Raw genomic sequence first — 13,252 nt, forward strand, 5'->3', positions numbered from 1 at the left:
TGTGAGTCCGAACTCCCTGTAGGAGCGAGCTTGCTCACGAACCCGTCTCGCTGCGGAGCCTGTTCGCGAGCAAGCTCGCTCCTACAAATAACCATCCGAGTGCGCAGGCAACGCGGAGGTTATGGGGAATCCGCCCGGCGAACCGGGTGGCAGGCGATCAGAACTGGTAGTTCACCGTCGCAGTGACGTTGCGCTTCTCGCCGAAGTAGCAGAAGTCCAGGCTGTAGCAGGACGCCACGTAGTCCTTGTCCAGCAGGTTGTTGGCGTTGAGGCTGACATCCAGGCCCTTCAGGCCGACGCGGGACAGGTCGTAGCCGATGCGCGCATCCACCAGGGTGTAGTCCGGTACGCGCAGGGTATTTTCCTTGTCCGCCCAGGTCTCGCCGACGTAGCGAGCGCCGCCACCGAGGGTCAGGCCATCCAGCGGGCCGGCGTTGAAGCCATAGTCGGCCCACAGCGAGGCCATGTGCTTGGGCGCCTGGTTCGGGGTGTGGCCCTGGTTGCCGTCCAGCGACTTGGTGTAGGTGATGTCGGTGTAGGTGTAGCTGCCGAGCACCTTGAGATTGTCGGTGACCTGGGTGTGGGCTTCCAGCTCGAAGCCCTGGGAGCGCACTTCACCCACGGAGGTGTAGAAGTTGTCCTGCGGCTCCTTCGACGCGACGTTCTCCTGGGTGATGTGGAAGATCGACGCGGTGTACAGGCTGCGGCTGCCCTCGGGCTGGAACTTAAGGCCGGCTTCCCACTGCTTGCCCTCGGTCGGCTCCAGCGGCGTGCCGGATTGGTCCGAGTAGGCGTTGGGGTTGAACGACTCGGAGTAGCTGATGTACGGCGCAATGCCGTTGTCGAACAGGTACAGCGCGCCGATGCGGCCGGTGAACTTCTTCCAGTCGTCGTCGGCCTTGCTGCCGGTGCTGCGGTTCTTGTCCTCAACGGTCACCCAGTCCTCGCGGATGCCCAGCGAGAAGCGCCAGTTGTCGATGTCGATCAGGTCTTGCAGATAGACGCCGGTCTGGTCCAGGCGGCGGGTGTGGTTGTCGTCGGGGTAGTAGCTGATGGCGTCGTTGCCGTAGTGCGGGTCGAAGGCGTCCAGCGGCGCGGCGGAGCCCGAGCGCCAGTCCACGGTGGTGCGACGCTTCTGGTAGTCCAGGCCCATCAGCAGGGTGTGCTTGGCGGCGCCGGTGTTGAATTCGGCCTGGGCCATGTTGTCGATGATGTACGCCTGCAGGTGCTCGCTGGCGCCGGAGAAGTAGCGGTTCAGGGTGTTCTCGTCAGGCGCGGTCCAGCCGTAGGCGTAGACCTGCGAGAGGTCGACGTCGGAGTCCAGGTAGCGGAAGTTCTGCCGCGCGGTCCACACGTCGTCGAAGCGGTGCTCCAGCTGGTAGCCGAACATGCGCTGCGTGCGGTCGAAGTCGTCCTTGCTTGGCTCGCCATCGAAGAACTCGCGGGAGATCTTCTGGCCGTTGTGGTGGAACAGCGTACCGTCCGCCGGCACGCCGCCGTGGTAGCCGCCGTTCGGGTCGTGCTGCAGGTAGCCCTGCAGGGTCAGGGTGGTGTCGTCGGTGAAGTCGATGGCCAGGGTCGGGGCGATGGCGTAGCGCTCTTCCTTGACGTGGTCGAACTGGGTGTCCGAGCCCTTGCCCAGGCCGACCAGGCGGTAGGCGATACGCTTTTCCTCATCCAGCGGGCCGCTGAAGTCGAAGCCCATTTCCTTCTGGCCCATGTTGCCGACGGTGCCGGTGATCTGGTGGTAATCCTCGTACAGCGGTTTCTTGCTGGTCAGTGCCACCAGGCCGCCAGGCAGGCTGCGGCCGTAGAGCACCGAGGACGGGCCCTTGAGCACGTCGATGCGCTCGAGGAAGTACGGGTCGATCTGCATCGAGCTGAAGGTGCCGCTGTCGCCCATGGCCTTCAGGCCGTCGAGGTAGATGTTGTCGACGCTGTTGTCGGCGAAGCCGCGCATGACGATGTAGTCGTAGCGGTTCGAGGCGCCGACCTGGCCGGTGAAGATGCCAGGGGTGTAGCGGATCGCCTGTTGCACGGTCTTCGACGCGGTGTCGTCGATCTGCTCGCGGGTGATCACCGAGACGCTCTGGCTGGTTTCCAGCAGGGACTTGGAGGTCTTGGTGGCGATCTGGCTGTGGGTCGCCAGGTAGCCGTCTTCCTCGCCCAGCGCGTTGCCCAGGGCGAACACATCGCTGGAGGGCATGGCCAGCACGTCGGTCGGCGCGGCCGGGCGCAGCACGTAGTTGCCATTGCCTTGGTCCACGGCCTCCAGCGGTGTGTCCACCAGCAGGCGCCCAAGGCCCTGGTCCACCGAGTAGGTGCCGTTCAGCCCCGCCGAATTCAGCCCGCGAGTCTGCTCCGGGGTCGCCGACAGGGTGATGCCTGCTTCGCGGGCGAAGGCGTTCAGCACGTCACCCAGTGGGCCGGCCGAAATGGCGTAGGCGCGGCTGCTGGTGATGGCGGCGGTGTCCGCGGCGAAGGCGGTCAGCGGCAGGCTGGCACCGAGGCTGACGCACAGCAGCGCGCCGCGCACGGCATGGGCCAGGCGGCTGGCGCGGGGCAGGGCGGAGGAGGACGTTGGGACGTGGACGACTCGCATGTAGGGGCTTCCGTGGACAAGGGAAATGATCGAGTTATTCCTCCTTGCCGGTCGAGGCGGCGAAACACGACAAAAATAATTCTCGTTTGAGAAATAAAATTATTTTGCGCTGATTTGTAGGAGCGACTGCCTTCTGCGGGGAGTCCTCGTCACTGAACTCCCCTCACCCCAGCCCTCTCCCGGAGGGAGAGGGAGAGGGAGAGGGAGAGGGAGAGGGAGCAGGCGTGCGGGCTGGCGCCAAGGTTTCAAACTGCATCGAACGGTCCCCTCTCCCTTTGGGAGAGGGTTAGGGTGAGGGCCGACCCGAGCACGGAACCACCGGGTAGGAGCGGGCCCATGGAGCCTTTCCGCCGATGGACCAGCCGTCAGCCCCGCGCACTCACCGTCACCCACCAGTCCGTCCGCTTCTCCACCCGCACCGGCAGCGTCTGCGGCAGCAGGGCCAGCAACTGGTTGGTGTCATCCAGACGGAATACGCCGGAGAGGCGCAGGTCGGCCACGCTGGCATCGCAGTGCAGATGGCCGTGGCGGTAGCGGCCGATCTCGGCGAGGAAGTCGGCCAGGCGCATGTCGCGGGTGACGATCAGGCCATCGGCCCAGGCGCCACTGTCCATATTGCTGCGCTCGGCGAGCAGCGCGCTGTCGCCGTTGATCTCGTAGGTCTGCCCGGCTTCGGCGATGGCAGTGGTCTGGCCGCGCACGCGCGGGGCGATGGCTACCGAGCCTTCCTCGACGCTCAATCGTGTGGAGCGCGGGTCCTGACGTAGCACGAAGCGTGTACCCAGCGCCTCGAACAGACCGTCGCGGTTGCTCACCCGCAGCGGACGCGCCGCATCTTTCGCTGTACTCAGCAGGATTTCGCCGCGCTCCAGCAGGAGCAGCCGCTGGCTCCCATCGAAGCGCACGTTAACCGCGCTGTCGGTGTTGAGTTGCAGGACGCTGCCATCGGCCAGGGTGAAACGCTTGCGCTCGCCGATGGCGGTACTGAAGTCCGCCATCCAGCGCTGCCAGGGCGTGACGTCGCGGGTCAGCCACAGCGCGGAGGCTCCGACAGCGAAGGTGGACAGCAGCTTGAGCGCCTGACGTCGCTGCAGGCGCTGGTTCGTATTCTCCAGGGTCTCCAGCGCCACGCGCGCGCCGGGCACCGCCTGGTAGCCGGCGGCGAGCTCGCTGTTCAGTGCCTGCACCCGCAGCCAGGCGGTTTCATGTTCGGGATTCGACTGGCGCCAGTGCTCACAGGCGCTGAGCACTTCCGGACCGGCGTTGCCGTTCAGGCGCAGGGTCCACTGGATCGCCTGCTTCACCACCCGCGGATCGGGCGTGGCGCTGGCGCCGGTCACTCGGCGTACCGCAGTTGGTAGCAATGGAACAGCGCCTCGGCGACATAGCGTCCGACCGAACGCACCGATACACCCAGTTCCTCGGCGATCTGCTCGTGGGGAATGCCCTCGCACTGTGCCATCAGGAAAGCGCTGCGCACCTTGGGCTGGAGGCCGTCCAGCAGGCGAGCGATGTTTTCCAGCAGTTGCAGGATGTTGTGTCGCGCCTCGGCGGACGGCACCTGGGCTTCCGGCAGGTGAGCGATGGAATCGAGGTAGGCGCGCTCCAGTTCCTCGCGACGCCAGTGGTCGATCACCAGGCCGCGGGCGACGGTGCGCAGGAAGGCACGCGGGGTGCGCAGTTCGGCGCGCTCGGGCTTGAGCAGCACGCGCACGAAGGTGTCCTGTGCCAGGTCGGCCGCATCGGCGGCATTGCCCAGGCGGCTGCGTAGCCAGTTGTGCAGCCAGCCGTGGTGGTCACTGTAGAGCGACTGGACGTCGTAGGTGGAGGACATGGGCGCGCAAAGCTGCAAATGATAATTTATCGCATTTTCAACAAGGCGCTGGCCATTTGCAAGATATGTCTAAGGCTCCGGTGTTTCCTGTAGGAGCGAGCTTGCTCGCGAACTGCTCAGCACCGGAGCTGCCGGGAAATCCGTCCGCGAGCAAGCTCGCTCCTACAAACAGGCCTCGTGCCTTTCCTCAGCGATACCAGCGCGGTGTGTACACCCAGTCACCACCGCCGGCGCGCGGGAAGCGCCGGGTCAGCGACGAGCCGATGATCACCAGGGTGCGCATGTCCACCATCTCCGGCTCCAGCTCGCCGAGTGTCACCACGCGCAGCGCCTCGGCCGGGCGACCGATATCGCGGCCAAGCACCACCAGGGTTTCCGGCGCGCGATGGCGGCGGACGATTTCCAGTGCGCGCCCCAGTTGCCACGGTCGCGCCTTGGAAATCGGGTTGTAGAAGGCCATGGCCAGGTCGGCGGCGCCGGCATGATCCAGACGTCTCTCGATGGTTTCCCAGGGCTTGAGATTGTCCGACAGGGAAATCAGACAGAAATCGTGCCCCAGGGGCGCCCCGGCCTTGGCTGCGGCGGCCAGCGCGGCGGACACGCCCGGCAGCACCTCCAGCTCCACGCCGTGCCAGTGCGGGTCTTCACTCTCGTGCAGTGCTTCCATCACGGCGGCGGCCATGGCGAATACGCCGGGGTCGCCGGAAGAAATGACGACGACCCGGCGCCCGCTGGCCGCCAGTTCGAAGGCGTGGCGGGCGCGCTGCATTTCCTCGCGGTTGTCGGTGCGGTGGCGTACCTGATCGTCGCGCAGCGGCTCGGCCATCTTCACGTAGGTCTCATAACCCAGCAGGTCCTGGGCTTCGTCCAGCGCGCGGCGTACGGCGGGGATCATGAAGTCGCTGGCGCCGGGACCGAGGCCGATCACGCTGAGGCGTCCGCGCGGCTGGCCGATGCTCTCGGCTTCGGCCGGTGTGGCGGCGCGGTGCAGGTGGAAGGAGTCGCCATGCAGCACTTCCGGCGGCAGCGTTTCATCCGGGTCGATGAAGCGCAACGGTAAACCCATCTCGGCGGCGACGGTGGCCAGCGCCGGGTCGGCCATGCGGCAGCGCGGCGCGATCACCGCTGCCAGCGCACCTTCCGCCAGGCCCGCCTGGGCAAGGCCCTGGCGAATGCGCTCAGGCAGTTGGGAGTCCACCAGCGTGACATGGGCGAGCACGACGCGCGGATGGATGCGCAGTTCGTTCGGCGCGATGCCATTGGCGCGCGCATCGATGCGCAAGGTGTGCGCGGCGTCGTCGGCCAGTGGCAGGTCCAGTGCCTCCAGCCAGGGCGCGTCGCCTTCGATGCGCAGTGTGTCGCCGCCCAGCAGGTCTGAGACGAAGCGTTTGCCCTGCTCGATATCGGCCAGCGCATAACCTTCCGGCGGGTCCAGCAGGCAGGCGCCAAAACGCAGCTCGCCGCTGGTGGTGATGGCTGGCGCCACGTCCAGCGAAGTGGCGATCTCACGGGCCATGCGGTTCACCCCGCCCAGCCCGCCGAGCAGCGGCACCACGGCGCTGCCATCTTCGGCGATTGCCAGCACCGGCGGCTCCGCACCTTTCTCGGCGAGCAGCGGGGCCAGGGTGCGGATGACGATACCGGCGGCGCACAGGGCGATGATCGCCGTGTCGTCGCGATACAGCTGGCGCAGGGTATCGCCGAAGTTCGTGTAAGACTCGTCGGCGCCTTCAACACGGTCCTTCAGGCCCATCACGCGCGCCTGTGGATAAACGTTCTGCAGGCGCCGAGCAGTGGCCAGCGCACCCTGGCCGAGAATGACGATCGCGGCGCGCATCAGCCGTTCCACCGTTGGCCGGGGATGACGATCATCGAGAAGTAGGGCGACGCCATCGGGTCGACGTCGTCCAGCGCAACGATGCGCTGCTCGCGCATGGTCGCACGCTCGACGTAGTGAGCGCCGCTGTCGCGATCCAGCTCGCGCAGCACGCGGCGGACCTTGTCGAAATTGCGCCCCAGCTTCATCACCACCGCCGCATCGGCGTCGGCCAGGCGGCGCTTGAGTTCTTCTTCGGGCAGCACGCCGGAGAGCACCGACAGGCTCTGGTTGCGATACACCAGCGGCACGCCGAGCACCGCTGCGCTGCCGAGCATGGAACAGACGCCGGGTACGACTTCGGTGTCATAGCGGTCTGAAAGGCGGTCGTGCAGGTACATGTACGAGCCGTAGAAGAACGGGTCGCCCTCACAGATCACCGCGACGTCACGGCCGGCGTCCAGATGCTCGGCCACCTGAGCGGCGGCGGTGTCGTAGAAGTCGCTGATCACGCCTTCGTAGGTCAGCGGCGGCTCCAGTTTCTCGGTGGTCACCGGGTACACCAGTGGCAGGCGTTGCTGCTCATCGAGCAGGTGCTCCTCGATGATGGCGAAGGCGTTGCCGCCCTGGCCTGCGTGGTGCTTGGCCTTGGCCACGAAGTAGCCGATCACCGGGGACGCGCGCAGCAGGCGCAACGCCTTGAGGGTCAGCAGTTCCGGGTCGCCCGGGCCGACGCCCAGGCCGATCAGGCGGCCGGCCATCACTCCACCTCCGTGGCGAGTGCGTTCACCGCCGCCGCTGCCATTGCGCTGCCGCCACGGCGGCCACGAACGATGACGTAGGGCACGCCACGGCTGTCCGCGGCGAGGGCGTCCTTGGACTCCATCGCGCCGACGAAGCCCACCGGGAAGCCGAGGATCAGCGCCGGTTTCGGCGCGCCGGCGTCGAGCATTTCCAGCAGGTAGAAGAGGGCGGTCGGCGCGTTGCCGATCACCACCACGGCGCCTTCGAGGTGCTCGCGCCAGTGCTCCAGAGCCACCGCCGAGCGGGTGTTGCCCAGCTCTCTGGCGAGCGCCGGGACGTTCGGATCGTTGAGCGTGCAGATCACCTTGTTGTCTGCCGGCAGGCGCGCGCGGGTGATGCCCTCGGCGACCATTCGCGCATCGCAGAGGATCGGCGCACCGCTGGCCAATGCCGCGCGGCCAATGGCACCGGCGCCTGCGGAGAAGCGCAGGTCCTGCACTACGTCGACCATGCCGCAGGCGTGGATCACCCGTACGGCGAGTTTCTCCAGGTCGGCCGGGATACCGGTGAGGTCGGCTTCGGCACGGATGATGGCGAAGGATTGGCGATAGATCGCCTGGCCGTCGCGGATGTAATCAAGCATCGGTGGGGACTCCGGGTGCGGCGAGCAGGTCGCCCGCGGCATCGAGGGAAAGGTTGCGCGCCAGCGGCTGGCCGAAGCCGGCCACGCCATCGGCGCGACGGAACAGGTCATAGCGGCCGTCGGCGACGGCCAGCAGGGTGTAGGGGGCGACGTGGGCGGCGGCACAGGAGCGCGGGCAGCCGCACAGGTGAACGCCGGCCGGCGGCGCGTGACGCAGGCGTTCGGCGAGGCGCAGGGCGTCGGCCTTGGTGTCGGCCAGCCCGCGTGCGCAGCCGCTGGAGCCACTGCAGGCAACGATGCGCGACAGCGGCTGCGCAGCGTCGATCACCAGACCGAGGCTGCCTAGCGCACCGAGGACGATGGCGGCGTCGATCGACGCCACATCGGGAAGGACCAGACTTTGCCAGGGCGTCAGACGTAGCTGACCGCCGCTATGGCGTTCCGACAGATCGGCGAGGGCGAACAGGGTGGAGCTATCGAGTCGTCCGAGGATGAATCCTGCGCCGACCATGGCGCGTTCCGCCTGGTGCTGGGGACGAATGCCAAGATGGCCGAAAGGCTGCGGCGCAGGACGCCGCCAGTTATCCACAGCCGGGCCGAGTTGCAGCGCGAAGGGTAGGCGTTGCTGCAAGCGCGCCAGGAGTGCCTCATCGCCGAGCATCTCGCGGAGCTGGCGCATGCGTGTCTGGCCATCGCCGACGAGATCGAGGAACAGGTGCAGCAGGGTTTCCACCAGCAGCGGAACTTGCTCGGCAGTGACGGCGGCGAGGGCGGGGCGATCCGTTTCGTTCTGTGGTGGACAGCCGGCCAGGCCGAAGGCAAATAGCGGCTCAGCGTTATCGGACATCGCCGACAGCCAGAGATCGTTGGGGTGCTCCAGCATCGCCAGGTTTTCGCCGGCGTCCAACTGAATGCCGAACTTGGGCGACAGGCCGTGGAAGCGCGTCGTGCCTTCCAACAGGTCGAGTAGTTGGCGGGCCAGCGGAGCGGCATTGAAAGTCGTCCCGCCATCAAGGCCGAGTGCCGGACTGACCAGCAGATTGCGCACATCATCCGACGCCAATTCACGCGGGCCGAGGCCGGCAGTGAGCAACTCGCGGCTCAGCGCGTTCTCGGCGCCGGCATGGACGCCGCGGATCTGCAGGTTGGCGCGGTTGGTCGCTTCCAGCACGCCGTCGGCATGGCGCTCGGCGGCCCGGGCAATGGCGCGCGCGGCGTGGGCGTCGAGTTGTCCACAGGGCAGCTTGATGCGGCAGATGCCGCCATCGCGGGAGGCCACGATGCGCAGCAGGCCGGGGCAGGCATGCGGACGGACGGGCAGAGCTGAAGAGTCTTGCACTGAGGTCACCAGGGCTGGGTCGCGGTGACCTGCGAATCCCCATAGGGGACTTCACGACACCGATACACCCCGCTCGATGTCTGCACACGCGACTGGTTTCGTCGGCAGGTCTCCTGGCTGGCAGGTCCTCATCCAGCGCGGCCTTCCCGGTTGCCCAGTGGCCTGGCCGGCGGCACGGAATGTTGTTCCCGTACCGCCGCATTGCGCGGACTCGCTGCTTACAGTTGCGGGGGCAGCCACGGCTTAACCGTGTTCCCTCTTCGGCTCCTGGAAACCTCACCGATAAAGGCGAAGCGTCCTACGAGCACCGACGAAGCGGGTATTATGCCTGCTTTGCCCGAAGGCAGGAAAAGCCTGCCCGTCGGATCAACCCGAGGAATTTTCATGACGCCCTGGCTGACCATCGTCGGCATCGGCGAGGACGGCTATGCCGGCCTCGGCAAGGCCGCGCGCCGAGCCCTGCTCGCTGCCAGCGAAGTGATCGGCGCGCCGCGCCAGCTGGAGCTGCTGCCCCATTGCCTGCGCGCCAACCGGCAGGCCTGGCCGAGCCCGTTCAGCCTGGAGCCGGTGCTGCGCCGGCGCGGCGAACCGACCTGCGTGCTGGCCAGTGGTGATCCGATGTGGTTTGGCGTCGGCGCGAGCCTGGCCCGCCAGATCCCGGCCGAGGAAATGCTTGTGCTCAGCGCGCCGTCCTCTGCCTCCCTCGCGGCAGCGCGCATGGGCTGGGCACTGCAGGATTGCACGCTGATCTCGCTGGTGGCGCGTCCATTGGCCGCACTCAACGCGCAGATCCACGAGGACGCCAGGCTGCTGATCCTCAGTAATGATGGCGACAGCCCGGCCGCTATTGCCGCATTGCTGTGCGAGCGGGGCTTCGCCACAAGCCGGCTGAGCGTGCTGGAGCACCTGGGCGGCGATAGCGAACGGCGCATCGATGGCGTGGCTGGCGATTGGGCCTTGGCGCAGGCGGCGGCGCTGAATCTGGTGGCGGTGCAGTGCATCGCCGGTGAAGACGCGCAGCGCCTGCCTCTTACGATTGGCCTGCGTGATGACGACTACCGCCACGACGGTCAACTGACCAAGCGCGACGTGCGCGCCGTGACCCTGGCGCGGCTGGCGCCGAAGCCGGGCGAGCTGCTCTGGGACGTTGGCGCTGGCTGCGGCTCCATCGGCATCGAATGGATGCGCGCGCATCCGAGCTGCCGCACGCTGGCCATCGAGGCCAACGAAGGCCGCCAGGAGCACATCCGTTTCAACAGCGACGCCCTCGGCGTGCCAGCGCTGCAACTGGTCTGCGGGGCCGCGCCGGAAGCGTTGCAGGGACTGGAGCAACCCGATGCCATCTTCATCGGTGGTGGCGTCACCGTGCCCGGAGTATTCGAACACTGCTGGGAACAGCTCAAGCCCGGCGGTCGGCTGGTAGCCAATGCCGTCACCTTGCAGAGCGAGGCGGCGCTGGTGAGCTGGCGCGAGCGCGTGGGCGGCGAACTGATCCGCCTGTCCGTGTCCCAGGCCCAGCCGCTGGGTGGCTTCGACACCTGGCGAGCGGCGCTGCCGATCACGTTGCTGGAAGCCTGGAAGCCGCTGGTCGAGTGAGCATGCGCGAAGAAACCCCGGAGCAGCCGCGCCCGCTGCGCAGCGGCTACACCACCGGCAGTTGCGCCACTGCCACCAGCCTGGCGGCGGCGCGCCTGTTGCTCACCGGTGAAGTGCTGGACGCCGCGCAGATCGCCCTGCCGAAAGAGCGCAGCGCGACCCTGCGCCTGGAGTTCTGCCGGCTTACCGCTGACGGCGCCGAAGCCGGCACGCTGAAGGATGCCGGCGACGACCCGGACGTGACCCACGGTGCGCTGGTTTTCGCCCGCGTGGCGCTGAGTGTCGAACCGGGCGTGCGTTTCCATGCCGGCGAAGGTGTCGGCATGGTGACCAAACCCGGCCTGGTGCTGCCGGTGGGCGAGCCGGCGATCAACCCGGTACCGCGGCAGATGATGCGCGACAATCTCGCCGCGCTGGCCGCCGAGTGCGGCTACGTCGGAGGCTTCGACGTCACGATCAATATCGAGGGTGGCGCCGAGCTGGCGCTCAAGACTATGAACCCGCGCCTGGGCATCCTCGGCGGGCTGTCGATCCTCGGCACCACCGGCATCGTCCGGCCATTCTCCTGCTCGGCCTACATCGCCTCGATCCAGCAGGGCATCGACGTCGCCCGCGCCAATGGATTCCGCCACCTGGCCGCCTGCACCGGCAACGCCAGCGAGGACGCCATGCGCCGGCGCTACGGTTTCGACGACACCGCGCTGATCGAGATGGGCGACTTCGCCGGCGCCGCGCTCAAGCACCTGCGCAAGGTGCCGGTGGAGCGCTTCAGCGTCTGCGGCGGCTTCGGCAAGATCAGCAAGCTCGCTGCGGGGCACATGGACCTGCACAGCCGCCACTCCAGCATCGATCTGCCACAGCTGGCGGAGTGGGCTGCGAACATTGGCGCCTCGGCAGACCTGCAGCAGCGCATGTGCGAGGCCAACACCAGCCAGCAGGCGCTGGCGCTGTGCCGCGCGGAGGGCATCGCACTGGGCGATGCGGTGTGCGCCCGCGCGCTGGCCTTCGCCCGGCGTATCGTGCCCCTTGAAGTAACGCTGGAAGTCTTCGCCATCGACCGCCAGGGCAACCTGGTGGGCGAGGCGCTGGAGGTGAGATGAAACGGGTCCTGCTGCTGGGCGGAATCGGTGAGGCGCTGGCTATCGCGCGAAGGCTGGGACCGCAGCATCTCTACAGTCTTGCCGGCCTCGGCAAGGTGCCGGACGACTTAGCCTGCGAAGTGCGCGTGGGTGGTTACGGTGGCGCCGAAGGCCTGGCCGGATTCATCCGCGAACAGGGCTTCGACCTCCTGCTCGATGCGACTCATCCCTATGCTGCGCAGATCAGCGCCAACGCCGCCCATGCTGCGGAGCTGGCCGGTGTGCCGTGCTGGGCGCTGCGGCGGCCCGGCTGGCAGGCGGGTGCTGGCGATGATTGGCGCGAGGTCGCCGATTGGCCTGGGTTGATCAGGGCACTGAAGGATTTTCGCCGTCCGCTGTTCACCCTGGGGCGTGAGCCGCTGGAGCACCTGGGCGAGATTCCCGCGCACCAGCACTGGACCGTTCGTTGCCTGCAAAGCCTGCCCGGCAACGAGCGCGCTGAAGTGCTCGGCGCGCGTGGACCGTTCACCCTGGAGGGGGAGCGCGAGCTGTTCGCGCGGTTGGGTACCGACGTGCTGATCAGCAAGAACAGCGGCAGCCAGGCCACCGAGCCGAAGCTGCAGGTCGCCCGCGAGCGTGGCGTGCCGGTGCTGATCCTGGCGCGGCCGGCGTTGCCGCTCGTGGAGCGGGAGTTCGACGGCGTTGAGTCGCTGTGGGCGGCTCTGGAACGCCTGCTGGCGGAATGAGGGAACGCATCGCTCGAGGAGCGTTCACAGCGTCGTAATGGTTCGCGAGCAGGCTCGCTCCTGCAGAACCGTCATGAAGCTTCTCCGGTGGCCGGCGCGCCTCTATGCTGGGCCCCGGCTTTCACAGGGAGTGACACCATGCTGCGAATCCTCGGCCGCGCTTCATCGATCAACGTGCGCAAGGTGCTCTGGACCTGCGCCGAACTGAACCTGCCGTACGAACGGGAGGACTGGGGCTCGGGCTTTCGCTCCACGGCTTCGGCGGAGTTCATCGCACTCAATCCCAATGCCATGGTGCCGGTGCTTGTCGACGGCGACTTCGTGCTCTGGGAGTCCAACGCCATCTGCAGCTATCTCGCCAGCCAGTATCCGCTCGATGAACTGCTGCCCGACTCGCCCCGCGAGCGCGCGCTGGTGGAGCAATGGATGGGTTGGCAGGCCACCGAACTGAACAATGCCTGGCGCTATGTGTTCATGGCCCGCGTGCGCAACAGCCCCAGCCATACCGACGAATCCGCCATCGCCCTGAGCGAGGCGCAGTGGAACCATTGCATGTCCCTGCTGGACCGGCAGCTGGAACGCACCGGTGCCTTCGTCACCGGCGCCTGCTTCAGCCTTGCCGACGTCGTCCTTCGCCTGTCGGTGAACCGCTGGTACCTGACGCCCATGCAGCGCCCGGAGTTGCCGGCTGTGGCGGCCTACTACGAACGGCTGAGCGAGCGGCCGGGGTTCCTGTTGCATGGGCGCAATGGGGAGCCTTGAGAGGGGCGGAAATTCGGCGCCAGGAGACGACCCTCACCCCAGCCCTCTCCCAAGGGGAGAGGGGGCCGTTCGGAGTGGGGCAATGTATCTG

Annotated in this window: 11 protein-coding genes and 1 riboswitch; of the genes, 4 read left to right on the forward strand and 7 right to left on the reverse strand. The window is 67.3% G+C overall.

Annotated elements, in window-relative coordinates; translation table 11 throughout:
• Positions 1-157 precede the first annotated feature (157 nt).
• The 7 genes from JVX91_RS08740 to cobG form a co-directional block, all read right to left on the reverse strand.
• Positions 158-2,602: a TonB-dependent siderophore receptor gene (locus JVX91_RS08740; RefSeq protein ID WP_205338870.1), complete on the reverse strand. Its 2,445-nt coding sequence runs from the start codon at positions 2,600-2,602 to the stop codon at positions 158-160.
• A 365-nt stretch (positions 2,603-2,967) separates the two neighbouring features.
• On the reverse strand, positions 2,968-3,942 hold the full coding sequence (locus JVX91_RS08745; RefSeq protein WP_205338871.1) for a FecR family protein: 975 nt from the start codon (positions 3,940-3,942) through the stop codon (positions 2,968-2,970).
• Positions 3,939-4,436: a sigma-70 family RNA polymerase sigma factor gene (locus JVX91_RS08750; RefSeq protein ID WP_205338872.1), complete on the reverse strand. Its 498-nt coding sequence runs from the start codon at positions 4,434-4,436 to the stop codon at positions 3,939-3,941. Before JVX91_RS08750 ends, JVX91_RS08745 begins: the two co-directional genes overlap by 4 nt.
• A gap of 187 nt (positions 4,437-4,623) precedes the next feature.
• The gene (gene cobJ, locus JVX91_RS08755; protein ID WP_205338873.1) at positions 4,624-6,273 is read right to left on the reverse strand and encodes a precorrin-3B C(17)-methyltransferase; all 1,650 of its coding nucleotides are present in this window, start codon (positions 6,271-6,273) and stop codon (positions 4,624-4,626) included.
• On the reverse strand, positions 6,273-7,013 hold the full coding sequence (locus JVX91_RS08760; RefSeq protein WP_205338874.1) for a precorrin-2 C(20)-methyltransferase: 741 nt from the start codon (positions 7,011-7,013) through the stop codon (positions 6,273-6,275). The genes cobJ and JVX91_RS08760 overlap by 1 nt, the downstream gene beginning before the upstream one ends.
• The gene (locus JVX91_RS08765; RefSeq protein ID WP_205338875.1) at positions 7,013-7,639 is read right to left on the reverse strand and encodes a precorrin-8X methylmutase; all 627 of its coding nucleotides are present in this window, start codon (positions 7,637-7,639) and stop codon (positions 7,013-7,015) included. The genes JVX91_RS08760 and JVX91_RS08765 overlap by 1 nt, the downstream gene beginning before the upstream one ends.
• Entirely contained in the window at positions 7,632-8,978 is a 1,347-nt protein-coding gene (cobG, locus tag JVX91_RS08770; RefSeq protein ID WP_205338876.1) for a precorrin-3B synthase, read from the reverse strand. Before cobG ends, JVX91_RS08765 begins: the two co-directional genes overlap by 8 nt.
• Positions 8,979-9,063: 85 nt before the next feature.
• Positions 9,064-9,304, reverse strand: a riboswitch (cobalamin riboswitch).
• Positions 9,305-9,362: 58 nt separating this feature from the next.
• On the opposite strand from cobG, the gene cbiE reads away from it, so the two are divergent.
• The 4 genes from cbiE to JVX91_RS08790 all read left to right on the forward strand — a co-directional run bounded on the left by cbiE (position 9,363) and on the right by JVX91_RS08790 (position 13,161).
• Positions 9,363-10,574 carry a precorrin-6y C5,15-methyltransferase (decarboxylating) subunit CbiE gene (gene cbiE, locus JVX91_RS08775; protein ID WP_205338877.1) on the forward strand — a complete coding sequence of 404 codons (1,212 nt, stop codon included), beginning with the start codon at positions 9,363-9,365 and terminating at the stop codon, positions 10,572-10,574.
• A gap of 2 nt (positions 10,575-10,576) precedes the next feature.
• A complete protein-coding gene (locus JVX91_RS08780) occupies positions 10,577-11,674 on the forward strand; it encodes a cobalt-precorrin-5B (C(1))-methyltransferase (RefSeq protein WP_205338878.1) in 1,098 nt (365 codons plus the stop codon).
• Positions 11,671-12,399, forward strand: coding sequence for a cobalt-precorrin-6A reductase (locus JVX91_RS08785; protein ID WP_205338879.1), 729 nt, complete (start codon positions 11,671-11,673; stop codon positions 12,397-12,399). Before JVX91_RS08780 ends, JVX91_RS08785 begins: the two co-directional genes overlap by 4 nt.
• A 138-nt stretch (positions 12,400-12,537) precedes the next feature.
• Positions 12,538-13,161, forward strand: coding sequence for a glutathione S-transferase (locus JVX91_RS08790; RefSeq protein ID WP_205338880.1), 624 nt, complete (start codon positions 12,538-12,540; stop codon positions 13,159-13,161).
• Positions 13,162-13,252 lie beyond the last annotated feature (91 nt).

The organism is Pseudomonas sp. PDNC002, assembly GCF_016919445.1.
GTDB lineage: Bacteria > Pseudomonadota > Gammaproteobacteria > Pseudomonadales > Pseudomonadaceae > Pseudomonas.